General features: G+C 63.6%; 25 protein-coding genes. 16 read left to right on the top strand and 9 right to left on the bottom strand.

All coding sequences use genetic code 11. The features are described 5' to 3' along the window. Positions 1-8 precede the first annotated feature (8 nt). The 4 genes from MESS4_RS10720 to MESS4_RS10705 form a co-directional block, all read right to left on the bottom strand. Positions 9-920, bottom strand: a complete 912-nt coding sequence (locus MESS4_RS10720; RefSeq protein WP_006329836.1) for a dihydrodipicolinate synthase family protein — start codon at positions 918-920, stop codon at positions 9-11. A gap of 109 nt (positions 921-1,029) precedes the next feature. Continuing rightward, on the bottom strand, positions 1,030-2,112 hold the full coding sequence (locus tag MESS4_RS10715) for a Gfo/Idh/MocA family oxidoreductase (protein ID WP_006329834.1): 1,083 nt from the start codon (positions 2,110-2,112) through the stop codon (positions 1,030-1,032). Further along, complete coding sequence (locus tag MESS4_RS10710; protein WP_006329832.1) at positions 2,105-2,686, bottom strand: DUF1349 domain-containing protein; 582 nt, start codon at positions 2,684-2,686, stop codon at positions 2,105-2,107. Before MESS4_RS10710 ends, MESS4_RS10715 begins: the two co-directional genes overlap by 8 nt. A gap of 94 nt (positions 2,687-2,780) precedes the next feature. Beyond that, positions 2,781-3,809: a proline racemase family protein gene (locus MESS4_RS10705; protein ID WP_006329825.1), complete on the bottom strand. Its 1,029-nt coding sequence runs from the start codon at positions 3,807-3,809 to the stop codon at positions 2,781-2,783. 238 nt (positions 3,810-4,047) lie between these two features. Between MESS4_RS10705 and MESS4_RS10700 the strand changes: the two genes are divergently transcribed. From MESS4_RS10700 to MESS4_RS10670, 7 genes are all read left to right on the top strand, one after another. Further along, the gene (locus tag MESS4_RS10700) at positions 4,048-4,278 is read left to right on the top strand and encodes an AbrB/MazE/SpoVT family DNA-binding domain-containing protein (protein ID WP_006329824.1); all 231 of its coding nucleotides are present in this window, start codon (positions 4,048-4,050) and stop codon (positions 4,276-4,278) included. Then, complete coding sequence (locus tag MESS4_RS10695; RefSeq protein WP_036241021.1) at positions 4,268-4,675, top strand: PIN domain-containing protein; 408 nt, start codon at positions 4,268-4,270, stop codon at positions 4,673-4,675. The genes MESS4_RS10700 and MESS4_RS10695 overlap by 11 nt, the downstream gene beginning before the upstream one ends. A gap of 333 nt (positions 4,676-5,008) precedes the next feature. Then, positions 5,009-6,355, top strand: coding sequence for an extracellular solute-binding protein (locus MESS4_RS10690; RefSeq protein ID WP_006329822.1), 1,347 nt, complete (start codon positions 5,009-5,011; stop codon positions 6,353-6,355). A 103-nt stretch (positions 6,356-6,458) separates the two neighbouring features. After that, positions 6,459-7,403 carry a sugar phosphate isomerase/epimerase gene (locus tag MESS4_RS10685; RefSeq protein ID WP_006329821.1) on the top strand — a complete coding sequence of 315 codons (945 nt, stop codon included), beginning with the start codon at positions 6,459-6,461 and terminating at the stop codon, positions 7,401-7,403. Beyond that, on the top strand, positions 7,400-8,329 hold the full coding sequence (locus MESS4_RS10680) for a sugar ABC transporter permease (RefSeq protein ID WP_006329820.1): 930 nt from the start codon (positions 7,400-7,402) through the stop codon (positions 8,327-8,329). Before MESS4_RS10685 ends, MESS4_RS10680 begins: the two co-directional genes overlap by 4 nt. Further along, positions 8,329-9,222 carry a carbohydrate ABC transporter permease gene (locus tag MESS4_RS10675; protein ID WP_006329819.1) on the top strand — a complete coding sequence of 298 codons (894 nt, stop codon included), beginning with the start codon at positions 8,329-8,331 and terminating at the stop codon, positions 9,220-9,222. Before MESS4_RS10680 ends, MESS4_RS10675 begins: the two co-directional genes overlap by 1 nt. A 1-nt stretch (position 9,223) precedes the next feature. Then, a complete protein-coding gene (locus MESS4_RS10670; protein WP_006329818.1) occupies positions 9,224-10,294 on the top strand; it encodes a Gfo/Idh/MocA family oxidoreductase in 1,071 nt (356 codons plus the stop codon). A gap of 32 nt (positions 10,295-10,326) precedes the next feature. On the opposite strand, the gene MESS4_RS10665 is transcribed toward MESS4_RS10670, so the two are convergent. Then, positions 10,327-11,133, bottom strand: coding sequence for an SDR family NAD(P)-dependent oxidoreductase (locus tag MESS4_RS10665; protein ID WP_006329817.1), 807 nt, complete (start codon positions 11,131-11,133; stop codon positions 10,327-10,329). Beyond that, on the bottom strand, positions 11,130-11,984 hold the full coding sequence (locus MESS4_RS10660) for an NAD(P)-dependent oxidoreductase (protein ID WP_006329816.1): 855 nt from the start codon (positions 11,982-11,984) through the stop codon (positions 11,130-11,132). Before MESS4_RS10660 ends, MESS4_RS10665 begins: the two co-directional genes overlap by 4 nt. A 31-nt stretch (positions 11,985-12,015) precedes the next feature. On the opposite strand from MESS4_RS10660, the gene MESS4_RS10655 reads away from it, so the two are divergent. Genes MESS4_RS10655 through MESS4_RS10645 form a run of 3 tightly spaced genes read left to right on the top strand, consistent with a single transcriptional unit; the run spans position 12,016 to position 14,698 of the window. Next, complete coding sequence (locus tag MESS4_RS10655; RefSeq protein ID WP_244441112.1) at positions 12,016-12,861, top strand: isochorismatase family cysteine hydrolase; 846 nt, start codon at positions 12,016-12,018, stop codon at positions 12,859-12,861. Positions 12,862-12,910: 49 nt separating this feature from the next. Next, positions 12,911-13,468, top strand: coding sequence for a MarR family winged helix-turn-helix transcriptional regulator (locus MESS4_RS10650; protein WP_006329814.1), 558 nt, complete (start codon positions 12,911-12,913; stop codon positions 13,466-13,468). A 42-nt stretch (positions 13,469-13,510) separates the two neighbouring features. Continuing rightward, a complete protein-coding gene (locus tag MESS4_RS10645; protein ID WP_006329813.1) occupies positions 13,511-14,698 on the top strand; it encodes an amidohydrolase family protein in 1,188 nt (395 codons plus the stop codon). Between the two features lie 23 nt (positions 14,699-14,721). On the opposite strand, the gene MESS4_RS10640 is transcribed toward MESS4_RS10645, so the two are convergent. Continuing rightward, positions 14,722-15,306 (bottom strand): amino acid synthesis family protein, encoded by a 585-nt coding sequence (locus MESS4_RS10640; protein WP_006329812.1) that lies wholly within the window; start codon positions 15,304-15,306, stop codon positions 14,722-14,724. Then, on the bottom strand, positions 15,303-15,887 hold the full coding sequence (locus tag MESS4_RS10635; RefSeq protein WP_006329811.1) for an amino acid synthesis family protein: 585 nt from the start codon (positions 15,885-15,887) through the stop codon (positions 15,303-15,305). The genes MESS4_RS10640 and MESS4_RS10635 overlap by 4 nt, the downstream gene beginning before the upstream one ends. Positions 15,888-16,167: 280 nt before the next feature. Between MESS4_RS10635 and MESS4_RS10630 the strand changes: the two genes are divergently transcribed. The 6 genes from MESS4_RS10630 to MESS4_RS10605 all read left to right on the top strand — a co-directional run bounded on the left by MESS4_RS10630 (position 16,168) and on the right by MESS4_RS10605 (position 22,787). Then, the gene (locus tag MESS4_RS10630; protein WP_006329809.1) at positions 16,168-17,145 is read left to right on the top strand and encodes a BMP family ABC transporter substrate-binding protein; all 978 of its coding nucleotides are present in this window, start codon (positions 16,168-16,170) and stop codon (positions 17,143-17,145) included. A gap of 87 nt (positions 17,146-17,232) precedes the next feature. Further along, complete coding sequence (locus tag MESS4_RS10625) at positions 17,233-18,804, top strand: ABC transporter ATP-binding protein (protein WP_006329807.1); 1,572 nt, start codon at positions 17,233-17,235, stop codon at positions 18,802-18,804. Beyond that, positions 18,801-19,844, top strand: a complete 1,044-nt coding sequence (locus MESS4_RS10620; protein WP_006329805.1) for an ABC transporter permease — start codon at positions 18,801-18,803, stop codon at positions 19,842-19,844. Before MESS4_RS10625 ends, MESS4_RS10620 begins: the two co-directional genes overlap by 4 nt. Next, the gene (locus MESS4_RS10615; RefSeq protein ID WP_006329803.1) at positions 19,832-20,818 is read left to right on the top strand and encodes an ABC transporter permease; all 987 of its coding nucleotides are present in this window, start codon (positions 19,832-19,834) and stop codon (positions 20,816-20,818) included. Before MESS4_RS10620 ends, MESS4_RS10615 begins: the two co-directional genes overlap by 13 nt. A gap of 11 nt (positions 20,819-20,829) precedes the next feature. Then, positions 20,830-21,843: a nucleoside hydrolase gene (locus tag MESS4_RS10610; protein ID WP_081609690.1), complete on the top strand. Its 1,014-nt coding sequence runs from the start codon at positions 20,830-20,832 to the stop codon at positions 21,841-21,843. Between the two features lie 11 nt (positions 21,844-21,854). Beyond that, entirely contained in the window at positions 21,855-22,787 is a 933-nt protein-coding gene (locus MESS4_RS10605; RefSeq protein ID WP_081609685.1) for a nucleoside hydrolase, read from the top strand. Between the two features lie 141 nt (positions 22,788-22,928). Here MESS4_RS10605 and MESS4_RS31155 read toward each other — a convergent pair whose 3' ends face one another. Next, positions 22,929-23,498 (bottom strand): LysE family transporter, encoded by a 570-nt coding sequence (locus tag MESS4_RS31155; protein ID WP_244441111.1) that lies wholly within the window; start codon positions 23,496-23,498, stop codon positions 22,929-22,931. Between the last annotated feature and the right edge of the window lie 195 nt (positions 23,499-23,693).

Genomic DNA, 23,693 nt, shown 5'->3' with positions numbered 1-23,693 from the left:
CCCGCGGATCAGGCAGCCCGGCGTGATTGCGTCTGCCTGAGCTCTTCGATCGTCGCCTTGATGGTGGCGATGACGCGCTCGCGCTCCTCACCGGCCAGCGGCAATCGCGGCGACCGGGTCCATTCAGGCGCGCCGTAGACAAGGTGCTCAGCCATCTTGATGTACTGAACCAGCTTTACATGCGTATCGAGGTGGAAGGACGGCGTCAGGATGCGGTAGAGGTCGCGCGCCTTGGCGAAATTGCCGGCCGCGCACAGGTTGAAGAGCTGGACGCATTCCTTCGGCCACGCATTTGTCATGCCCGAAACCCAGCCGGTGGCGCCGAGCGACATGCTTTCGACGATCTGGTCGTCGACGCCGCAGAAGATTTCGAAGCGATTGCCCAGCTCGATGAACATGTCGGTGACACGGCGTACGTCACCGGTCTCTTCCTTGACCGCCACGATGGTCGGGCAATCGGCCAGCATCTTGAGGATGGCGGGCGCGACGTCGACGCCATAGGCGATCGGGTTGTTGTAGATCATGATCGGCAGGTCGCTGGCGCCGGCGATCGCCTTGTACCATTCGGCCGTCTCGCGCTGGTCGGTCTTGTAGCCGAGGCTCGGGAATACCATCAGGCCTTCGGCGCCGTAATCCTGGAACGCGCGCGCGCCAGCGATCGCGCCTGCGGTCGAAATCTCGGCGAGGCCGGAGAGAAGCGGAACGCGTCCGGCGACGACCTCCCTGGCGGCCCGGATCACGGCTTCCTTCTCCCGTGGCAGCAGCGAGGCATTCTCGCCCAGCATCGGCAGGACGATGATGCCCGAAACGCCACTATCGATCAGACGGTTGATGCTTGCCTGTGTCGCTTCGAGATTGATCGAACCGTCCTGGTCGAGCTTGGTCGTAACCGCCGGGAATACCCCCTGCCAATGCGTCATCGTCTGGTCTCTCCTTGGACTCGCTTTCGCAATAATGTATCCAATCTACAATATTCTATCTGAAAGTCCACTGTGAAATCCGACATGCGGCAGCATCAATACGGGCTTGTCACGCCGCCGGAACGGGCGGATTTTCCTCGAAGCGCGGCACGGACACACGCACCCCCTCTTGTGCCGAGCGCCTGACGGCCAGCGCCGTGGCAAGCGATGCGACCCCGTCCCAACCGGTCGCCGCCGGACGATCGCCATGAAGCACGGCAGCATTGAACTGGGCGATCGTGGTGGCGTAAAGGTTGGCGGGCTCGACCGGGATTTCCGTCATCTCGGTGCCGCGGCGAAGATAGACACGACCGGACGGCGCCTCATCCAGAATGCCCCGGCCATAGATCGACCCGTCGGTGCCATGGATCTCAAGCGCCGTCTCGTGATGGGCGAAGACCTGGCCCTCATGCATGTAGGCAATCAACCCGGAAGCGAAGTTGACGATGGATTGCACCTGGTCCTCCACGCCATTCTCGCCGATCAGGCTGCTTGCCTTCATCGACATGACCTCGACCGGTTCGTCCGCAAGCACGAAGCGCAGAACGTCGACATTGTGCACGGTCAGGTCATAGATGACCCCACCCTGCGTCTTGTCCTTCGTGCGCCACGTCTGCAGTTCCTTGGGCAGGTATTCACAGTACATCACACGCGCGGCAAGCGGCCGGCCGATTTGGCCTGTCAGCACCAGGTCGCGGATGGCCCTGTGCGTCGCCGCGCCACGCATATGATGGTTCGTCGCCAGGACGACGCCGGCGCGATCGCAGGTCCTGGCCATCTCGACTGCATCATACAGCGTCAGCCCGAGCGGCTTTTCGCAAAGCACGTGCAGGCCCGCCGCCGCTGCCTCGAGCGTGTCGTCGCGATGCCTGTCATTGTTGGTCGAGACGTAGACTGCGTCGATCGCGGTTTCGGCAAGAAGCGATTTGAGGCTTGTCGCGGATACCGGAATCCCGAGGTCATCGGCGAATGCGCGGCCGCGAGCAGCACTCCTGCTGACGATCGCCACCAGTTCCGCATCCGGCACGGACTGGATCGCCTTGGCGACCCAGGAGCGGGCGATCTGGCTCGCCCCCACGATTGCCCAGCGGACCTTGCCCGCATCTCGACGCGTGCGGCCCGCGGCCGGCATCGCTTGGCGCGCCTCAGTCATGGAGTTCCCTCGAAATCGCCGGGCCGACAGAGAAATCGCTGAATGTGACCTCGAAGCCCTCGCGTTGCGGCGAACAGCACATCATGCCGACATCGACTGTTTTCGAGGGCGGGAAATAGGCAAGCCGCACCGGCTTCCAGTGGCCGTCGAACGCATCCAGATACTGGACGCGGATCGCCTCGGCGTGGCGGGTCAAGCGGATCCTGACGCCGTCCGGACTTGCCGGAATGCTGACCAGCGACCAGTCGGACGCATCGTTGGTGACGACGACGGAAAAATACATCAGCCCGTCGGTATACTCGATGCCGGCCTTGACCCAGTGCGTCTCGCTCAACCGGACCATCAATCCGGCCTGGTCGTAGAGCACCTTATAGTCGCCCTTGACCGTGACCTCGGCGCTGAAGTCGCCCTCGACCTGGCGATAGAGGAAGTGACCGTTGTCGCGCCAGAAGTCGTAGAACGTCTCGCGCCAGAAATCGGTCTCCTTGCCGGTGCGTACATGGACGGTGTTGTCGCCGAAGGCGTGGTGCGGCGGCGGGTTGAGCCAAGTCAGGTCGGTATTCTGTGATGTCATCGGCTTGCTTGCCTGTCCGGTTCGTGTTGCGTGATCGAGCTTGCGCGGTCTGATTAGCCGGCGAAATATTCTGGCGGTTACCTGAACACCGGCGCTACCTGAACCATGTGTCCGACAGGCGGTAGCCCTCGGGGAATGGATCCTCCGGATCCACTCCGTAGTGGCTCACCCCGGTCAGCCAGGCGCGCCCGGAAACCTCCGTCACCACCGCGGGAACATTGCCAGCCATGGCCGTCTCAACGATGCGGCAATCGAAGACGGTGTCGAGTATCGAGGTATGCCGGAACTTCTCGCCCACAGCGAGATCGCCGCGCGCATGCAGCAAGGCCATCCGCGCGGAGGTTCCCGTGCCGCAGGGGCAGCGGTCGAGCCGGCCGGGAGAAACGACCACGGCGTTCTTCGAGGTCTTCACGCCATCGACGATCCGCAACGGACCGGCGAATTCCGTCTGGTTGATGGTGTTGATCGACGGGTTCTCCGGATGGATCGAGGGAAGCTGTTCGGCGGCGGCGGCCTTGATGCGCTCGCCTAGCCCGATCAGGTCGCGCGCCTCGTCGCGGGCCAGCGTCACGCCGGCGTCCTCGGCATCGACGACGCAGTAGATCATGCCGCCATAGGCGACATCGACCCGCAGCGATCCCAGCCCGGGCACGTCGACCATGCGGTCGCGATGCATGACGAAGGAAGGGATGTTGCGGAATGTGATGCGGCGGCACTTGCCGCCGCTGCAATCCGCCTCGACCTCGACCAGGCCGGCCGGCGTGTCCACCCTGACGATGGTCCCGGCGCCGCGCATCGGGATCATGCCGGCCTCGAGAGCGACCGTGACCGTGCAGATCAGGTTCGAGCCCGACATCGGCACGAAGTAGTCCGACTCCATGACGATCATGCCGATATCGGCATCGGCGCGTATGGGCGGCGTGATCAGGTTGACGGCTGCGTTGACGCTGCCGCGCGGATCGAACAGCAGCATGTTGCGAAGCCAAGCGCTGTCGCGTTCCAGATTCTCCATGCGCTCGAACATCGTGGCACCCGGTGGCGGCAGGACGCCGCCGGTGATCACCCGGCCCACCTCGCCCTCGGCATGGGCTCCGACGACGGTAATGACGCGATCCAGGTTCATTGGCTTGTATCCTCAGACTTACGACGCAGCTGTCGGCGGATATGGTCCATCGCATCACAAATTGCATCCAATATACGGATTAATGGCACGCTGGTTTTTTGTCAACATGCATCCAAGGGCGTTTTCGGCTGACCGGGCGACTGCCGAACGGAAGCAGCAGCAATTGGCAGCGAGTGGTCTTGATACCAACCTCTCATGGATATACATATCGCCCAACGTATATCCACAGGAGAGTGTGATGCAGGTCGCCAAGTGGGGCAACAGCCTCGCCATCCGTCTTCCCGCTGTTGTGGTCGAGGCTCTCGAACTCAGGGAAGGCGATGAGATTGAAGTCCACATCGCCGATGCCCGACGGCTCGACATCGCGCGCAAGCCTGGGCGCGAGGAATTGCTGAAACGGCTTCGTGCCTTCCGCGGTCGCCTTCCCGCCGATTTCAAATTCGACCGGGATGAGGCTAATGCCCGGTAGCTTCTTCGACACCAATGTCCTTGTCTATATCGCGTCGGGCGATTCCGTAAAAGCCGACCAGGCGGAGATGGCCATCGCCACCGGCGGCGCAATCAGCGTGCAGGTTCTCAACGAACTCGCCAATGTCGCCCGCCGCAAGATGCGGCTGTCATGGATGGAGACCCACACATTACTGTCCACCCTACGCGGCCTGCTGAGCGTCCATCCCGTCACCATCGAGACACATGAGACAGGGCTGGCACTGGCCGAGCGTTACGGTTTTTCCATATACGACGCCATGATTGCCGCCGCAGCGCTTCACGCTGGCTGCGACACACTTTGGTCTGAGGATATGCAACATGGAATGGCGCTCGACGAAGGGCTGCGTATCGCCAATCCATTTCTGCCAGGTGCCTGAAAGAATTGCCCGGAATCTCTTGCTGGCCAGTCAGTAACAGTTCCTGCAACCGTCCAACGCCGCGCCGATAGAGCGTCACCTCACCAGCCCTGCGGCGGCCGAGGTCGCAGCACTCAACTGAACAAGGCCGAGGTTCAGCAACCGGACGAGGGCACCCGGCCCGGCCGGCGCGGCAATCTGTGCGGGTATCTACCGACCTCCAGCCTCGGGATTGATCAAACAAGAGGCACATCTTCCGATTGACAAAATTCTAAACAGGCGACCAAGATCATATGACCATCAACGATCTTGGTCCCGAGGTTGCCCCTCGGCATTGGCGTAAAGGAGAGCCAGATGCCCGTTCAGCAGAGAGTGACCCATCGTTCAAAACAAAGCCCCGCCATGCTAGCTGCCGCACTGCTCAGCCTGAGCCTGATCACGCTACCCGGCATCGGCCATGCCGACGGGATCACGCTCAAGGTTTTCGGTGGTTCGGCCCTCGACCAACTCGCTCCGCGTCAGCCGCCGGACGAGCAGAAGAAGATCCAGCAGCAGGTTCTTGACGGTTTCCTCAAGGCCAACCCTGACGTCTCGGCGGTCGAGTGGGACGCGCAGGGGCCCCAGACCGATTCCATCCAGCGCTTGATGACCGCCAAGCTGGCGGGCCAGGAAATGGACCTGATCGCCTGCCCGGCCTTCTATACCAACGGCGCCTATGCCCGGCGCAAGCTGGTGATGCCGATCACCGACAAGATCAAGCCGTTCCAGGACAGGATCGATGCCGCCGCACTTGGCGCCTTCACGATCAGCGGCCAGGTCTATGGTGTCCCCATCTCCACACTGTCGACATCGACGATCTTCTACAATGTCGACCTCTTCCAGAAGCTCGGTATCCCGACGCCGTCGACCTATGGCGACCTGAAGGCGGCCGTGCCGAAGTTCAAGGACGCGGGCGTGATCCCTCTCCTGCATCAGGGCTCGAACACCGTCATGTGGCCGATGTGGTTCTTCGAAACCTTTTCGCAGACCTCGGGCGACCCCGTCGGCAAGACGCAGAAGAACCTGGAAGGCACGGCGAAATTCACCGATGCGCCTGATGTCGAGGGGTTCAAGCTGATCAAGCAATGGGTCGATGACGGCATCCTTTCCAAGGACTCGCTTTCCGTCGACCAGGACGGAATGCGCGCGGCTTTCGCCGCCGGCAAGAGCGCCATGTATTATGGCGGCACCTGGGAAATCCCGTCGCTCCAGACGAGCGTCAAGGACTTCAAATGGGGCGTCTTTGCCTTTCCGAAAATGGACGGAACGCCGGGCGCGCCAGGCCATGGCGGCGGCGCCGACAACGGTATCTGCGTCGCCTCGTCGATCCCGCCCGAGAAGCTCGATGCGGCCATCAAGTTCATCGAATATCTGACCCGGCCCGAGGTTGCGACGCTCTACCTTGCACCGGAACAGCCGATCGCAGCCTCGATCAAGGGCGTGCCGCAGGTCGACGATGCCTATGCTGTCGAACTCCGCAAGGAAGCCTTCCCCAGCACGATCAAGTTCCTCGACTGGATCTGGCCGTCGGAAGTCGCGACAGCCACCGCCTCCGCAATCGCCGGTGTCGTTGGCGGCACGACGACGCCCGAGGAGGCTGCCGCCTCGGTCCAGTCCACCTTCGACGACCTTAGGGCGCAGGGCAACTGGCCGCCCAAGTAAACCCGCGCCGCGCTCGGCTGAGCTGATGCGCCAGACATGGAACCCAACCATTAAACAAGGGGGCCGCCCGTCTCGGGCTGCCTCATTCATCGGAGACAGACACATGACGACAAATCGCGCCGAGCGGCAGCGCTTCTCGATCGGTTATCACCTGAACAGCTGGGACCTGACCGGCCTTCCGCTCAGGCCGGCCATGAAATTCCTGGCCGACCAAGGCTTCGGCTGGTTTGAGATCCTCGCCTTCACCAGCCTCTCGGACCAGTACGCCCGCAAATACATGCAGCTCGGCAACCAGGCGCCGATGGGAGTCACCACCGACACCGACATTCTGCGGCGCTACGCGCTGCTCTCGGAAGGCCAGAGCGAGTATGGCATCAAACTCTCCTCCTTCTATGTGAACGCGATCTTCACCAACCCTGTCGCCTGGCCCCATGAGCGCGATGTGCTTGTCGCGCTGACCAGGATGCTGAAGGGCTTCGGTTCTCCGGTGCTGGTTCTGGGCGGCGGTCCATCGGAAGCTATTGCCGGGTCTCACACGGCCGACGACTACCGCGGCTTTTGCCGTGCGCTCGAGGATATAGGCAGGCGGACCAAGGATCTCGGCATCGAGACGGTCTACCACCCGCATCTCGACACCTTCATCGAGCGCCGCGACCAGCTCGACCGGATGATGGATGAACTCGACACAGACCTCGCCGGCCTCTGCATCGATCCGGCGCATCTTGCCCATACCAATTCCGATCCGGTCGATGCGGTCAGGACCTACATCTCGGCCGTGCGCTACATGCATTTCAAGGACACCAAGGTCGATCCAGCGCTGAAAGGCTATGACCGCTACGGTGCCTTTTGCGAACTTGGGGCCGGCGTCGTCGACCTTGCCGGCATCGTCGACGTGCTGCTCGACGCAAACTACGATGGCCTCGCCATCATCGAACTGGACGCTTCGAAGAAGACGGCCGAGCAGAGCACGCTGGAAAGCATCGCCTATATCAGCGACACGCTCGGGCTGGTGCTGACGCCGAAAACCGCGAAGAAGTCCGCCGCATGAGCACGCGACCGCAAGAGGCGGCTCCTTCCACGAGCCGTTTCGGGCGCTTCGTTTCAGGCGATGGCGCGGTCGCCTTCGTCATGATCCTGCCTGCCGCGATCCTCTTCGGTCTGTTCTACCTCTGGCCCTTCGTCAACGGCTTCTGGCTCAGCCTGCACAATTGGGACGGGTTTTCCGACCCGATCTGGGCTGGCTTCTCGAACTATCAGCGCCTCACGCACGACCGCATCTTCCTCGGCGCGCTGCGCAACAATCTGATTTTCGTCGTCGCCGTCGTCGTGCTCAAAAACGTGCTGGGTCTCGGGCTGGCGCTGCTTCTCAACCGGGCGCTCATCGGCCGCACCTTCTTTCGCGCCGCCGCCTTCATCCCGGTGACGATGTCCTTCGTCGCCGTCGGACTGCTCTGGTCCTGGATCTACAATCCGGTCTTCGGGCTGCTCAATGGCGCGCTCGATCTTTTCGGCCTCGGCGGACTGAAACAGTCATGGCTTGGCGACGCCGATATCGCGCTCTATTCGATCATCGTCGTCGATGTCTGGAAGTGGCTGGGCTTCCACGCCGTCATCTACCTCGCAGGGCTGCAGACGATCCCGTCCGAACTCTATGAATCGGCGAAGATGGACGGCGCGGGACCAGTGCAGCGCTTCTGGCATGTCACCTTGCCGATGATGATGCCGATCGTCTTCATCAACACCATTCTCGGCCTTTCCGGCGCCTTCGTGCGCAACTTCGACATCGTCTATGTCCTGACCAAGGGCGGCCCGAACCACGCCACCGAGGTCGTGCTTACCTACATGATGAGCAAGGCCTTCCAGGACGGCGCCATGAGCTATGCGGCGGCCATCGGCTACGTGCTCTTCCTGATCGTCGGGCTCGCCAGTGTCGGGCTGCTCGCCCTGATGCGACGGCAAAGGCTTGACGTCTGATGAGTACCGCGGCCAACCCTTCTCTTTCCCTTGGCAATGGCATGGCCAGCCATCGCCGCCGCCTCGGCGCGCGCGGCATTCTCGAACTTGCCGGCATCTATGCCGCGCTCGTCCTTGTGCTGATGGAAACGATCTACCCGCTGCTCTGGGTGCTGTTCGGCTCGCTCAAGACCAAGCAGGAAATGCTGAGCAACATCTGGGGGCCGCCATCGAGCCTCGTGTTCCAGAACTATGTCGATGCCTGGCGCATCGCCGGCATGGGATCGCGCATCGTCAGCAGCATCTTCGTCACCGGTTCGGCATTGATCATCCTCGTCGTCGTCGCAACGCCCTGCGCCTATGCGCTGGCGCGTCTTCGTTTTCCCGGACGCGGGCTTGTGTTGGCGGTGGCGGTGGCGGCCATGCTGGTGCCGCCGCAAGTCATGGCCATTCCGCTGTTCATGGTCGCGCGCGATCTCGGCCTGATCAACAACCGGCTCGGCATCGCCTTCGTCTACGCCGCGACGTCACTGCCGCTTTCGGTCTTTATCCTGCGCAGCTTCTTCGTCACGCTTCCCGCCGACCTGGAAGACGCCGCGCGTGTCGATGGCGCCAGCCGGCTGGCGATCCTGATCCACATCATGCTGCCGCTGATCCGGCCGGGCGTGGCGCTGATCCTGATCTTCGGCTTCATCGAGATCTGGAACGATTTCTTCCTGGCCTTTCTCTTGCTGCGCGACCCGTCCGTGCAGACCATTCCGCTCGGGCTCGTCAGCTTCTTCCAGCAGTATGACTCGCTCTGGACGCTCTATTTCGCCGCGTTGACGATCACGACACTGCCGGTGATCGTCGTCTTCATCGCCATGCAACGGCAGTTCATCGCCGGCCTGACGGCCGGCGCCGTTAAGGGTTGACATGCAGGATCGCTTCATTGGCGTTGGCGTTATCGGATGCGGCGAGATCGCCCAGCTGATGCACTTGCCCTATCTTCAGGAATTGCCGGCGTTTCGCATCGCCGCGCTCTGCGACATCTCACCCGGCACGGTCGACAAGGTCGGCGAGCATTATGGTGTCGCGGCCCGCTATACCGACCATCGCGCGCTGCTTGCCGATCCTGATGTCGACGCCGTGGTGATCTGCACCTACGACCATGGCGAGATGGTTGCCGATGCCATCCGCGCCGGCAAGCATCTGATTGTCGAGAAGCCGCTTGCCTTCACACCTGAGGAGGCACGCCCGCTGGTCGAGCAGGCCGAACGGAGCGGCCTCGTCGCCCTGGTCGGCTATATGAAGTTCTACGATCCAGGCTATGAGATCGGCCTCGAGCGCATCGCCGCCATCGGCCGGCCGAAGTCGATCCATGTCCATGATTTCGCCGGCCGCTTCGACCGCTACGGCAAGCTCTATACGCAGACCCGCATCGCCGATGTGCCGGCCGATCTGCTCGCGGCAGGACGAGATGCCGTCGCCCGGCGCGTCGAGGCGGCGCTGGGACCGGACCATGCCGGCTACCGCGACCTCTATCTGCTGCTGCTCGGTCTGAGCAGCCACGATCTCGCCGTCATGCGCGGCGCCTTCGGCCAGCCCAGCCGCGTCGTGCACGCGCAGCAGACCGGCCCGAACCAGCTTCTGGCCGTGCTCGACTATGACGGCATTCCCTGTCTCTTCGATATGGCGCTCGCCCAATATGAATGGTGGGACGAATGGATCCACGTGCATGGCGAGCGCGAGGAGGTGCGGATCGATTTCCAGAACCCCTATCTCCGCAATGCCTCGGCCATCGTGCGGGTGCGCGAAGCGGCCGGCGAGACGGCATCCGAACGCGTGATACCGGGCATTCCCGACACCGCGTTCCGGCGTGAATGGCTGCATTTCGCCGACTGCATCCTGGCCGGCGCAAAGCCGCGCACGCCGCTCTCGGGCGGTCTCGCCGACCTCGATCTCGCCGTCCAGATCATCCAGGCAATGCCGCCGAAGAGGCTTTGACACGCGTCAGGTCCCAACGACGTGATGGTGACCTATCTGAATTTCGGAAACGCGCCGCCGGCGGGCGCGTTGGCCCAGCTCTGCAAGGTCTGGCCGCCATCGATCAGCCAATCGGCGCCGGTGACATGCCTGGCCTCGTCGGAGGCGAGGAAGGCCACGGCGGCGGCGACATCGTCCGGCTGGCCGATGCGGCGCAACGGGATGCGGTCGGCGAAATGCTGGACACTGCTCTTGAAATCGCCGTCGCCGCTCGCCGGCACGCCAAGCGTTGTCTCGATCACACCGGGGCAGATGGCGTTGACGCGTATGCCGTAGGGCGCGGCATCGAGCGCGGCGACCCGCGTCAGCCCAACCACGCCATGCTTTGAGGCGACATAGCCGGCGCCGCCCGCGAGCACGTCCCAGCCGGCCATGGACGAGCCCATATTGACGATCGAGCCGCCATTGCCGGCCGCGATCATCGCCCGAAGCGAGGCTTGCAGGACGAGGAATATCCCACGCAGATTGATGCGGATAATGGTGTCCCAGTCCTCGACCGGCAGTTCGTGAACCGGAGCGACGATGCCGGAAATCCCGGCATTGTTGAACACGGCATCGAGCCCGCCGAAGGTCTCGACCGTCGTTTCAACGGCGCGCCGCACGTCTGCCTCGTCGGTGACGTCGGCTTCGATGGCGATTGCGTGCTCGCCGAGAGTCTGAGCCAGTTGCTGCGCCGCCTCGGCGTTGCGGTCGACAATCGCGACCCTTGCACCCTCATCGAGGAAACGCCTTGCCGCCGCACTGCCGATCGCGCCCGCGCCGCCGGTGACGAGCACGCATTTTTCGCCGAATCGCTTCATTTTCCGGACTCCGGCTTGGGGTAGGAGCGCCACGAATGGCTTGGCTCGAAGCCGATCGTCTCGCGCGCATGGGCCGTATCGAGCACGGCGCCATGGCCGGTGATCGGCCGCGACAGCGGGACATCCGGATAGACCCGGCGCGCCAGCTGCTCGGTCTCCTCTTCCATGAAAGTGTCGGCGGCGCTGAGCAGGACGCGGAGATGGCCCTCGCCTTTCCATTGCAGCGCCTGCAGGAAGCCCTGCCCCGCGTCGCGCGCGTCGAGATAGGCCCACAGGTCGCGGGCGCCGTCTGCGGTGGCGCGGCGCGGGCCGACGCCGGCAAAGAAAGTCTCCGGGGTCTGGATCCAGGGCATGCGGACGCTGACAGCCGAAAAAGCACCGCGGCGCACCGCCGCGTCGACGATTTCCTCGCCGAGCCATTTCGATAGCGCGTAAGGATCCTGCGCGCCGACGGGATGGTTCATGTCGACCGGCAGATAGGGCGGGCGCAGGGTCTTTTCGAAGAAAGGATAACCGAAAACACTGAAGGACGAGGCGTAGACAAAGCGCCTGGCGCCAGCCATGGCAGCCGCCTCGACGACATTGTAGGCGGTCGCGACATTGGTCTTGAACACCTCGCCGCCGGCCCGTCCGGTCGGGCGCGGAATGGCCGCGACATGGACCACCGCGTCGCAATCGCGCACCAGTTGCAGCGTCGATCCCAGATCCGTCAGGTCCGCCGTCGCATGCCGCCACGGCGCGACGTTCGGCGCAACGGCATCGACGCCCAACACATCATGGCCGGCAGCGACCAGCGCCGTCGCGACATGACGGCCAAGCAGACCGCTGGAACCGGTAACGATTGTCCTCATGCTCAGCCCTCGGTCCCTGCAAGTCGGAGAATTGAATATCATTGATGGTCATACAAATCGAACACGCCATTGTACCCCCTTGTCAATGCCATTTTCGCAACGGAAAACGGCGCAAGCCCTTGTCGGAGCGGCTTGCGCCGATTCGGCAAGCGGGCTTTGCGTTAACGGGATTGACTTGGCATCCGCGACGGTTTTTTGTATGAGTATCAACAATCGACCAAAGGAGCTCGCCATGCCCGTGGATAGTTTTTCCTCACATCGGCACGATGACGCGATGCGCCTTGATCCGCAACGCGCGGCGATTATCGTCATCGACATGGTCAATGAATTCTGCAAGCCCGGCGGTGCGATGGTGCTGCCGGGCTATGAGACGCTGGTCGCGCCGCAGTTGGCCGTCATCGAGGCGGCGCGCGCCGGCGGTGTGCCAATTATCTGGGTTCACGACACCCATCGAGCCGGCATGCGCCGCGAGCGCGAATGGGTGAAGCGCACTCCGCATTGCCTCGAGGGCAGCTGGGGGCCGGAAATCATCGAGGATCTCGGCGCCCGCGACGATGAAATCCATCTGATCAAGCGGCGCTACTCGGCGTTTTTTCAAACCGACCTCGACCTGACGCTCAAAGACATGCAGGTCGATCAACTGGTGATCTTCGGCGTGGTCACCAATATCTGCGTGCGCTCGACCGTCCATGACGCCTTTTTCCAGGGCTATGAAGTGGTGGTGCCCAGCGATTGCTGTGCGGCGACCGGACCGCGCGAGCAGGAGAGTTCGCTCTACGACATAGCGACGCATTTCGGCGTGGTCAGCGATTCGGCGAGCGTCGTCGCGGCCCTTCGCGACGGAACGTCGCTTCAACCGGCGAGTGTGGCGGCTTGAACGTCTTTCGAGACTGCGGCACCCGAGACAGCGGCGACAGGAGTGCGGCGTGAAAACTGAAATCGAATCGCAACCCGAAGGCGGCGCAGCGGCGCCCAAGGGATCGGGGGGCAACGCCAAGCCGCTGAGCCGCGAGCAGGTGCTGCAGCGATACGCCAAGACCGGCTACGAACTGGACCGCCATCCGGCGCACGTGATCCGCAGGGCGCATCAGCGCGCGACGCTGCGCTTCCAGCAGGTGATGGCCGGCGAAGACCTTTCGCCAACCCAGTTCGCGGCGCTTGCGACGATCCTTAGACATGGCGAGGTCTCGCAGAACCATCTTGGCCGGCTGACCGCGATGGACCCATCGACCATCAGCATCGTTGTCCGCAAGCTTCTCAAGAACGGGCTGATCACCCGCAGCGCTTCCGATACCGACCAGCGCCTGTCGATGATCGCGCTGACCGACAAGGGAACCAAATACACGCTCGACCGGCTTGAGCGCAGCGTCGACGTCGGGCGGCGGTTTCTGTCGCCGCTTACGCCAGCCGAGCAGGCGACGCTGCTTCGCCTGCTCAACCGCATCAATGACGACGATCCGTCGAATGGCGACGGCGGGAAATAATTCGCGTCCCAACGACTTCCAGGAATAACAGACGAGGTGCCGATGTCACCCGACCCGAAACCCAACACGCTTGTCGTGCGCAATATCGGCCTGATTCTTTCCGGCGACCTCAGCCGGCCGATCCTCGACGCCGACACGATCGTCGCGGTCGATGGCAAGATCACCGCCATCGGCAAGGCCGGCGCGCTTGATATCGATGCTGCGGGCACCGTGATCGACGCACAGGGCTCGGCGGTCGTCCCCGGACTGATCGACAATCACGTCCATCCGGTGGCCGGCGACTGGACGCCGCGGCAGAACCAGATCGGCTGGATGGATTCGACCGTGCATGGCGGGGTCACCACCATCGTTTCTGCGGGAGAGGTCCACACGCCGGGCCGCCCGCGCGATCTGGTCGGGCTGAAGGCATTGGCCATCGCGGCGCAGCGGACCTTCTCCAACTTCCGCCCGAGCGGCATGAAGATCCTGGCCGGCGCGCCGATCCTGGAACCCGGCCTGACCGAAGAGGATTTCCGCTATTTGGCCGAGGCCGGAGTGACGCTTGTCGGCGAGGTCGGCCTCGGTGGCGTCAAGGACGGGCCGACCGGCCGGCAGATGATCGCCTGGGCACGCAAATACGGCATGACCTCGATGACCCATACCGGCGGGCCGTCACTGCCCGGTTCCGGCCGCATAGGCGCGGATACCGTGCTTGAGGTCGACGCCGACATTGTCGCCCACGTCAATGGCGGACCAACCGCCCTGCCCGAAGCGGAAATCCGGCAAATCTGCGAGAAGGGTTCGCGCGCGCTGGAAATCGTCCACAACGGCAATCTGCGCACCGGCCTGTTCGTGCTCGACCTTGCCAGGCAGCGCGGCGAACTTTCGCGCATCGTGCTTGGCACCGACAGCCCGGCCGGATCCGGCGTGCAGCCGCTCGGCATATTGCGGACCCTGACCATGCTGGCCTCGCTGGGCGGCGTCGCGCCGGAAGTGGCGTTCTGCTTTGCCAGCGGCAACACGGCGCGCGTGCGCGGGCTGCAGGATCGCGGCATGATCGAGGTCGGCCGCGCCGCCGACCTGGTCTTCATGGATCAGGCGATCGGCGGCGCCGGCGACGGGCTGCTCGACAGCGTGGCGCAGGGCAATCTTCCGGGTATTGGAATGGTCGTCATCGACGGCGTGGCGCGGACCGGCCGGAGCCGCAACACCCCGCCTGCAATGCGGGTGCCTGAAGTCGTCACCGTTTGACGACGTTTAGGGTGTGCTGAGATTCAGCTGACACCGTCCCTGCCGACGATCTTGTCCTTGGTCAACCCGCCGACGCGTGGGTGCGGCCTGCCGGAATCGGTCACGGCGATGGCGACGACGATCTCGTCGGCACGCGGCGCGTCGGGAACGCGAACCTCCATGCCGTCGAAATGGCTGCGCACCCGCGCCGCATCCTTGTGGCCGAGCGGGATGTCGAGCGGCACGCCGAGGCCGCCCCGCTTCTTCGACGAAGGAATGAGCGCGGCCCCTTTGCCTAAAACATCGCGGAACGGGGCGCCAAGCTTGGGGTGAAGGATGGCCGCGGCATGTTCCAGCTCACCATCGGCGCCGACAGCAGCCGCCTTGCCGAAGCTCTCTACCCGGTCGCCGGGAATGCCGAGTGCCGCGACCGCGCGCTTCGGCAAGATATCGCCCAGTTCCTCACCGATGTCGCTCAACGCCGACAAATCTTCGACATAGTCGCCCGCATAAGGGTTGCGGATCACGGCGATGGCCGCCGCGCGGCGGGTCGGCGGATCGACGGGACGGCCGCCCTCGCTCAGGGTTTCCTCGACGATGGTGATGATCCGGCGGATTTCCGCGCTCATCTCAATCCGTCCTCGCCCTTGATATCAGCGGCGGCAAGACCACCCACCCGCGCATGAACGCGCGCACCGGTCGTCATCGCCAGGATGACCGCCATCTCGTCGGCGCGCGGCGCATCGGTGATGCCGACCTCGATCGCATCGAAATGGCTACGCACATAAGAGGCGTTGATATGCGTGATCGGAATGTCGATCCGCGTGCCGGGGCCGCCAACTTTCTTGGTCGAGGGCACGATCGCCTTGGCGTTTCCGAGCAGCTCGCGCATCGCATAGCCGCCTGGATTGTGCCAGAGCGCGCCGTGCTCAAGCTCACCCGCGGCGCCCACGATGGCGCCCTTGCCGTAGCCTTCGACAGCCGAGGCGCCGTCGCCGATGGCATCGATCAGGCGTCGAGCCATATCGAGGCCGAGCGGCTTCAGATCATCCATGAAGCCGGTGATCTCTTCGACATAGCGCCCGGCAAAGGGGTTGGCGATGACGGCGACGACCGCGCCGCGCTTGAGCGGGTGCGTCGCAACGGGGCCGCCTTCGTGAAATATCTCCTCGACCTGAACCAGAAATTTCCTGACGACCACAGCCGGCATTTGTTCGCTCTCTCTTCCCGTCGTTTCCTAACTCGTTAGAGTATCAACAATTATCCCCGGCCGCCATTTGTCAAGCTTCGACATCAGGCAAGCGAAAAAAGGCACGACGAAACCGCCTCGCATGGCGATTGACAGCCTGCGGGGCCGCTCATAAACTCATATGACCATCAACGAAAATAGACGCTGTCTAGGCACTATGCGCGGATGGTCAAGGCGTGGCTTGAAAAGCTGAAAAAAGCTGAAGGGGAATGACATGAAAAGGGCGCTCAAGAGTTTATTCATGGCCGGCACAATGCTTGCCATCTCGTTCGGATCCGCCGCGGCACAGGACAAGGTGTCCATCGCCGCCATCTCGGGATATTTCGCACAGGGCTTCGGTGTTTCCATCGTCAACGGTCTCAACAAGGCCAAGACCGATTTCGGCATCGACCTCAAACTGGTCGACACCGGCAATCGCGCGCTCGACTATGAAGAGCAGTTCGAGAACCTGGCCAAGGCCAGGCAGTACGACCTCATCTTCGTGATGGGCTGGGAACTGGTGGATTCGCTGCAGAAGGTCGCCAAGGAATATCCCGACCAGCGCTTCGTGTTCATCGACGGCGTGCTCGACAATCCCAACATGATCTATGCCAATTTCGCGGAGGAGCAGGGATCCTTCGTCGCCGGCGCGCTGGCCAGCATGATCGAGGCCAAGGGCAGCGAGTTTCCCAAGATCGGCGACGGCAAGGCGATCGGCTTTGTCGGCGGCCGCGACATTCCCGTGATCCGCAACTTCCTCGGCGGTTACGAGCAAGGCGCCAAATATGCCGCGCCCGACGTGAAGGTGAACTCCGTTTTCGCCGGAACCTTCGACGATCCGGCCAAGGGCAGCGAGCTTGCCCAGGCGCTTTACGGCCAGGGCGCCGACATCGTCTACAACGTTGCCGGTCCGACGGGTGAAGGCGTCATGCAGGCGAGTGCGGCAGCCGACAAATATTCGATCGGCGTCGATATCGACATGTGCGGCTCGGCCCCTGGAAACGTGCTCGCAAGCATGCTGAAGCGCGGCGATATCGCCGTCTACACGCTGATCAAGGACGAGGTCGAGGGCCGCAAGGTCACCGCCGGTACCCGCACTTTCGATCTCGCCTCGGGCGGCGTCGAAGTCAAGGTCTGCGACGACATCGCCCCGACGATCCCGGCCGACGTGACGACCAAGCTGGACGAGATCAAGAAGGGCATCCTCGACGGCAAGATCGAGATCGCCAAGGCCAAGTAAGACAACAACAGCGCATCCTCCCAAGAAAGCGCTACGCTGGTCCGCCGTGGCTTGCCGCGACGGATCAGCGTCCAATCCGCGAGAGCCATGGTGTCGAACGCCGGGTCGCCGACCCTTCACATGAAAGCCGAGATGGCCGTCGCATTGACGGGCATCACCAAGCGTTTCGGCGCGTTCGTCGCCAATGACGGCATCGACCTTGCCGTGCGCAGGGGCGAAATCCACGCCATCATCGGCGAGAACGGCGCCGGCAAGACGACGCTGATGAACATCCTGTTCGGGCTGCTGCAGCCCGACGAAGGCTCAATCCGGCTGAACGGCGAGGAGACGGTGGTCACCGGCCCGGCCGTCGCCATCAAGGCCGGCCTCGGCATGGTGCATCAGCATTTCAAGCTGGTTCCCTCGCTTTCGGTCGCCGACAACGTCTTTCTCGGCATGGAAATCCGTCGCCATGGGCTGATCGACCACGCCGCGCAGATTGCGCGCACGCGCGAACTGTCCAAGCGGTTCGGGCTGCAGGTCGATCCGACCGAGCGCGTCGGGCTGCTCTCGGTCGGCATAGAGCAGCGCATCGAAATCCTGAAGGTGCTGGTGCGCGGCGCGCGCACCATCATCCTCGACGAGCCGACCGCGGTGCTGACGCCACAGGAGAGCCGCGAGCTGTTCCAGACGCTGCGCAGCTTCGTGGCGGAAGGCATGACCGTGATCTTCATTTCGCACCATCTGGAAGAGGTGATGGAGGTCTCCGACACGGTGACGGTGCTGCGCAACGGCAAGAAGGTGGCGACCCGCCCGACGGCCGAGCTCAGCAAGGACGAATTGGTGCGCATGATGGTCGGCCGCGAGGTCAGCTTCGACCGCCGGCCGCGCGCGCCGTCGCGAGGCGAGGTGGTCCTCCAAGTCGAGGAATTGTGGGCGCGTGACGACCGCCGGCTGCCGGCGCTGCGCAATGTCAGCTTCACGGTACGCTCCGGCGAGGTCGTGGGGATCGCCGGCGTGGCCGGCAACGGGCAGACGGAACTGGCGGAGGTGCTTTCGGGCCTGCGGCCCGCAAGCCATGGCATAGCCCGGCTGAAGGGCCGGAACCTCGCCGCGCTCTCTCCCAGGGAAATCCGCCGAGCCGGTCTCGCCCATGTTCCGGGCGACCGGATGGTGCGCGGTGTCGACCGCAACGCATCGATCGCGGCAAACATGCTGATGGGCCGGCAGCACCGCGCGCCATGGAGCAGCTGCGGTGTGCTCAACTGGACCGTCATCAGCCAGAATGCCTCCAGGCTGATCAAGGATTTCGACATTCGCGCGCAAGGACCGGGCGATGCCGTGAAGCGGCTTTCGGGCGGTAACATCCAGAAGGTCGTGCTGGCGCGCGAATTCACCAACGACGCAGATTTCCTGCTGATCGATCAGCCGACGCGCGGCGTCGATATCGGTGCGCAGGAGGCCATCCATGACGAGATCATGCGCCAGCGCGCCGCCGGTCGCGCCATCCTTTTGATATCCGTGCAGCTCGACGAACTTGCCGCCCTTGCCGACCGTATCCTGGTGATGTTCAACGGGCGGATCATGGGCGAGGTCGCCGGCGATGGCGCGGACGAAGATCGTATCGGCATGATGATGGCGGGCGTGGCCGCGCCCGAACTCGCCGCGGAGCCGGCATGATCAGGGATCGCTTGCGTGACGTTTCCGGCCAGATCATCGCCGTCGCCGTGGCGCTGCTCCTGGGTGCGATCATCATTCTCCTGGTCGGTGAAAGCCCGGTCCGTGTCTTGATGACGCTCCTGCGCGGCGCCTTCGGCGACCAGGAGAAGATCGCCGGCACCTTGCTGCAGACGACTCCGATCCTGATCTGCGGCATAGCTGCTTGCATCGGACTGCGCGGCGGCATGTTCAATGTCGGTATCGAGGGCCAGCTTTTCCTCGGCGGCTTCGCTGCCGCTTGGGTCGGCTTCGCCTTTCCCTTGCCTCCCGGCATTCACATGCTGGCGGCCTTGGCGCTGGCGGTGGCGGCAGGTGCGGCCTGGGTCGCCATTCCGGCTTATTTCCGCGCCCGCTACAACACCAACGAAGTCGTCTCGACCATCCTGTCGAACTATGTCGCGGTGCTTCTCACCTCCTATTTCACCATCTTCCTGTTCAAGCGGCCGGGTGGCTGGTCGGAGACGCCGCCGATCCTGGCCACGGCCTATTTGCCGGAGATTTTCGCTTTCTCGCGGTTGAACTGGGGCCTGGCGATCGGCCTGGTGCTGGCGCTCGGCGCGGCCCTGATCTTTCGCTACACCAGTTGGGGCTACGGCGTGACGATGGTCGGCTCGGCGCCGAAGTTCGCCGAATATGGCGGCGTCAACGTCAAACGACAGGGTTTTGTCGTCCTGCTCCTTTCAGGCGCCGTCGGCGGCCTGGCCGGTGGCGTCGAGACGCTCGGTGTCCATCACCGGTTCATGGAGGGCTTCGCTCCCGGTTTCGGTTTCGATGGATTGATCGCCGCGCTGCTCGCCAACGGCTCGCCGGTCGCCACCATCTTCACCGCGCTGTTCTTCGGCGCCCTGCGCAGCGGATCGCTGCTGCTCGAAGTCGATACCAGCGCGTCGCGCGAGATCATCACCGTCATCCAGGCGCTGATCATCCTCAGCGTGTCGGCGCAGGTTCTGGTCAGGCGCCGCGGCGACAGCCAGGCCGGGGAGCGGCGATGGAAATTCTAGACAAGCTCGTCAATGTCGCGCTGATCGCGGCGACGCTTCGGACCACGGCGCCCATTCTTCTGGTGGCGCTCGGCGGCTCGTTCACCACCAAGGCCGGCATCTTCAACATCGGCCTCGAAGGCCAGATGCTGGCAGGCGCCTTCTTCGCCGTCATCGGCTCGATCTGGACGGGTTCCGCGCTCCTGGGGGTTGCCTGCGGCGTCGCGGCGGCGCTCGCCTTCGCCCTGGTCTTCGCCGTCCTGGTGGTGAGTTTCCGGGCCAACGAAGTGGTGGTCGGGCTGGCGCTCAACATCCTTGCCGGCGGCATGACGATCTCGCTGATGAAGGCGATCTTCGGCACGCGCGGCTCGATCGTCGGTCACGGTATCGTCGGCCTGCCGAAAGTCCAGTTGCCCGGCGCCCGAGAGCTTCTCGGCTCATGGGCGCCACTGATCTCCGGCTTCACGCCGATCGTCTATGTCGCCTTCATCGCGGTGCCGCTGCTCGTGCTGTTCTACAACCGCACCCGTCTTGGGCTCTATATCCGCGTCGTCGGCGAAAAACCCGAGGCCGCCGAGGCGCTCGGCATCTCGATCACCCGCGTCCGCTACATCGCCTCGCTGCTGTGCGGATTGCTGGCGGGCCTTGCCGGCGCGCATCTGTCGCTCGGCTACATCACCATGTTCACCGAAAACATGTCTTCTGGCCGCGGTTTCATGGCGGTCGCCATCCTGATCTTCTCCAATGGCGATCCGCTGAAGGTGCTGGCCGGCTGCCTGCTGTTCGGCTTTGCCGATGCCTTCTCGTTGCGTCTGCAGACATTCGGCTATCCGTCTTATCTCGTTCTCACCGTCCCCTATGTCGTGGCGCTCACGGCGCTGTTCGCGCTCTCCTATCGCGCGCGGCCGAAGATCATCGCCGAGACGTTGGCCTCGATGCAGAGATTGTTGTCGACGGACAAGAATACCGGGCCTGACGGCAAACATCCCTCATGAAGGAATTTTCCATGGAACGTATAATCCTCGACGTGGATTCTGCCGGCGACGACATTCTCGCCGTGCTGTTTGCGGCGGCGAATCCAAACCTGAAGCTCGAGGGCGTGACCACCGTGACGGGCGCGGCCGGCCCAATCGAGCAGGTCATCAACGTCGTCCTCAACACGCTGGCGCTTGCCGGACGCGACGACATCGCGGTTCATGCCGGCGCGTGGCGGCCGATCGTCGGCAATGCCAAGGCCGACATGGAGGCGCCGGTCCATTTCGAAAAACGGCTCGTCGCCCGTTTCGGCGACCGCCTGAAGAAATTCAATCCGCCGGCGCCAACCCCGTCCCGTCAGGCAACGCCGGGGCACGCCGTCGACTTCATCATCGAAACGGTGATGGCCAATCCCGGCGAGATCACGCTGGTAACGACAGGCCCGCTGACCAACGCTGCAATGGTGCTGCTGCAGGAACCCCGGCTTACGGGTGCGCTGAAGCGTTTGCTGGTGCTCGGCGGCAATTTCCAGACGCCCGGCAACATGACGCCGCTGTCGGAATACAACATCTGGGCCGACCCCGAGGCCTCCCGCATCGTGCTGAACGCCGACGTCGACAAGATCCTCGTGCCGCTCGACATCTGCGAGGACAACCGCGTCGCCGCCTCGATGCTGACGCGCGACGACATCGCCGACATGCAGGCGCTCGCCAGGGACAATCCGGTCTTCGAGATGATCGCCGACAGCTTTCCGATCTATATCGACATCTGGCGCGAATTCTTCGATCTGGTCGGCTTCCCGATGGACGATGTGATCACCGTGGCGCTGGCTTTCGATCCTGGCCTTGCCACCATGACCGAGCCGCTGTTCGTCGATGTCGTGCTGGATGGGCGCATTGCGCGCGGACAGACCGTCGCCCATCGCGGCCGGCAATTGCTGCCTGGCGGCGGACCGAAGACCACGCGCATCTGCACCGACCTCGACGGCCGGCGCTTCCTCAACATGTTCAAGCATACTGTCGCGCAGTACGAGCGGGCGGCGTGAGGGACGATACTATGACCATTGCAACTCCCATCCTGTTCGATTGCGACCCCGGCCACGACGATGCCATTGCGCTGGTCATGGCGCATCGCTCGCCGGCCATCAAGCTGCTCGGCGTCACCACGACCTGCGGCAACGCCGAGGTCGAGAAGACGACGACCAATGCGCTGCGCATCCTCGAATTCATCGGCGCCGGCGACGTGCCGGTGGCGCAGGGCTGCCACCGTCCGCTGGCACGGCCCCTGGTGCTCGGTACCGCCGACGGGCCGAGCGGTCTCGAAGGCTCGCCCTATCTGCCGCAGGCCACGATCAAGCCGGTCAAACAGCATGCGGTCGATTTCCTCGCCGATGCGCTGCGCGCCTCGCCCGAGCCGATCCTGGTGGTCGCCACCGGACCGCTGACCAATATCGGCCTTCTGATCCTCAAGCATCGCGACGTGCTGCCCAAGATCAAGGAACTGATCTGGATGGGCGGCGTGTTCTACCGCAGGAGCGAGATCATCACGCCGACCGAGTTCAATGCCTTCTGCGACCCGGAAGCGCTGAAGATCGTGCTGGACAGCGGCGTGCCGATCCTGATGGTCGGCCTCGATGTCACCATGCAGGTGCTGATCGAGGCACCGCAATATGCCGAGCTGGCGACCATCGACACGCCGCTCGGCCGGCTCGTCAACGACTGGCTGCTGTTCTACGAGAAGCTGCACCGCAACTCGATGGGCGTCGGCGGGGCGATGCACGATCCTCTCGTGCTGGCGCTGGCGATCGATCCGACGCTGGTGCGCGCGCGTCCCGCCCATATCGGCGTCGACCTGTCCGGCAGCTACGCATTCGGCGCGACCGTCGCCGATTTCTGGGGCGAGCGCGGCCAGAAGAACAATGCCCGCATCGCGCATGAGGTCGATGCGGACCGTTTCTTCAAACTGATGTTCGACCTGCTGCGGGATTAAGCCGAATTCGAACCGTGATCGCCATGGTTTGAATGCCCTTCAACGGGGATCGGACGTCGATCCGGGCGGATGCCTGTCCTGTGGCACAGGGCCGGCACCCAGAGGTCGTCGGCCACCTGAATGCAGGACATAGGTTGCTCCTCAGGTGGATGGAAAGGCGGATAGGGCCCAGACGAGGGCCAGGATTGCGAGCACCGCCCCAGCCGCCCGGGAGATGGCGCGGTGACGCCGCATCGCGGCAGCGCGCACGACCGGACGCGAAAGGACAATAGCTAGAAACCCATACCAGCCTATATCGAAGATCGCGACGACGGCGGCCACCATGAGCACCTCGCTCGAATTCTGGATCGGCAGCATCAGCCCCAGGAAGGCGACGGCGAAGAAGGTAGCAGCTTCAGGCGAAAGAAAGCTGATGAGAAACCCTCCGGCAAACAATTCCGTCTGCCGTTTGTGAGGCGCTTCACCCGTGGCAGGTGGCGCCGTTCTGGCGATGCGCAGTGCCATCCCGCCAAGGACCGTCGCCCCCGCGATCTTGACCGCCGGCATCGACAGGGACTGGGCGAGGTGAATCGTGCCGAACGCCACCAAGGTCGCCAGAACGGCTGTTCCGACGCCGATGCCCGCCAAGAGCGGGATCGTCCTGCCGAAGCCGTGCAGGGAGGCAAGGCTGCCGGTCGCGAGCCCGATAGGCCCGGGCGTGATCGTGATCACCGTGTAGGCCGCCAGGAATTGAAACATTGCCGTCGACAAAAGAAGCGAGCTTGACACGGCACCCTCCTGATCATTGCGTGGATCGCAGAGGGGCGGCCTTCCCGACTTGAAGGATCGGTGCGCGCACCCGCCGACGGCGTGCGATTTCGACGCCGTCGGCGGCTTCCTGCGCCTCACCCCACTGCCCCTGTTCCT

Source organism: Mesorhizobium sp. STM 4661, from assembly GCF_000359125.1.
In the GTDB taxonomy this organism is placed as follows: Bacteria; Pseudomonadota; Alphaproteobacteria; order Rhizobiales; family Rhizobiaceae; genus Mesorhizobium.
The sequence above is the reverse complement of the archived record's forward strand: the minus strand, read 5'-3'. Positions and strand labels throughout refer to the sequence as shown.

Bases quoted from the DNA above. Each gene is read 5' to 3' on its own strand.
- MESS4_RS10625 (WP_006329807.1), top strand. From the start codon at position 17,233: ATGGTGTCGAACGCCGGGTCGCCGACCCTTCACATGAAAGCCGAGATG.
- MESS4_RS10685 (WP_006329821.1), top strand. From the start codon at position 6,459: ATGACGACAAATCGCGCCGAGCGGCAGCGCTTCTCGATCGGTTATCAC.
- MESS4_RS10665 (WP_006329817.1), bottom strand. From the start codon at position 11,133: ATGAAGCGATTCGGCGAAAAATGCGTGCTCGTCACCGGCGGCGCGGGC.
- MESS4_RS10715 (WP_006329834.1), bottom strand. From the start codon at position 2,112: ATGACTGAGGCGCGCCAAGCGATGCCGGCCGCGGGCCGCACGCGTCGA.
- MESS4_RS10720 (WP_006329836.1), bottom strand. From the start codon at position 920: ATGACGCATTGGCAGGGGGTATTCCCGGCGGTTACGACCAAGCTCGAC.
- MESS4_RS10700 (WP_006329824.1), top strand. From the start codon at position 4,048: ATGCAGGTCGCCAAGTGGGGCAACAGCCTCGCCATCCGTCTTCCCGCT.
- MESS4_RS10675 (WP_006329819.1), top strand. From the start codon at position 8,329: ATGAGTACCGCGGCCAACCCTTCTCTTTCCCTTGGCAATGGCATGGCC.
- MESS4_RS10645 (WP_006329813.1), top strand. From the start codon at position 13,511: ATGTCACCCGACCCGAAACCCAACACGCTTGTCGTGCGCAATATCGGC.
- MESS4_RS10635 (WP_006329811.1), bottom strand. From the start codon at position 15,887: ATGCCGGCTGTGGTCGTCAGGAAATTTCTGGTTCAGGTCGAGGAGATA.
- MESS4_RS10605 (WP_081609685.1), top strand. From the start codon at position 21,855: ATGACCATTGCAACTCCCATCCTGTTCGATTGCGACCCCGGCCACGAC.
- MESS4_RS10705 (WP_006329825.1), bottom strand. From the start codon at position 3,809: ATGAACCTGGATCGCGTCATTACCGTCGTCGGAGCCCATGCCGAGGGC.
- MESS4_RS10680 (WP_006329820.1), top strand. From the start codon at position 7,400: ATGAGCACGCGACCGCAAGAGGCGGCTCCTTCCACGAGCCGTTTCGGG.
- MESS4_RS10630 (WP_006329809.1), top strand. From the start codon at position 16,168: ATGGCCGGCACAATGCTTGCCATCTCGTTCGGATCCGCCGCGGCACAG.
- MESS4_RS10640 (WP_006329812.1), bottom strand. From the start codon at position 15,306: ATGAGCGCGGAAATCCGCCGGATCATCACCATCGTCGAGGAAACCCTG.
- MESS4_RS10660 (WP_006329816.1), bottom strand. From the start codon at position 11,984: ATGAGGACAATCGTTACCGGTTCCAGCGGTCTGCTTGGCCGTCATGTC.
- MESS4_RS10615 (WP_006329803.1), top strand. From the start codon at position 19,832: ATGGAAATTCTAGACAAGCTCGTCAATGTCGCGCTGATCGCGGCGACG.
- MESS4_RS10695 (WP_036241021.1), top strand. From the start codon at position 4,268: ATGCCCGGTAGCTTCTTCGACACCAATGTCCTTGTCTATATCGCGTCG.
- MESS4_RS10710 (WP_006329832.1), bottom strand. From the start codon at position 2,686: ATGACATCACAGAATACCGACCTGACTTGGCTCAACCCGCCGCCGCAC.
- MESS4_RS10690 (WP_006329822.1), top strand. From the start codon at position 5,009: ATGCCCGTTCAGCAGAGAGTGACCCATCGTTCAAAACAAAGCCCCGCC.
- MESS4_RS10670 (WP_006329818.1), top strand. From the start codon at position 9,224: ATGCAGGATCGCTTCATTGGCGTTGGCGTTATCGGATGCGGCGAGATC.
- MESS4_RS10620 (WP_006329805.1), top strand. From the start codon at position 18,801: ATGATCAGGGATCGCTTGCGTGACGTTTCCGGCCAGATCATCGCCGTC.
- MESS4_RS10610 (WP_081609690.1), top strand. From the start codon at position 20,830: ATGGAACGTATAATCCTCGACGTGGATTCTGCCGGCGACGACATTCTC.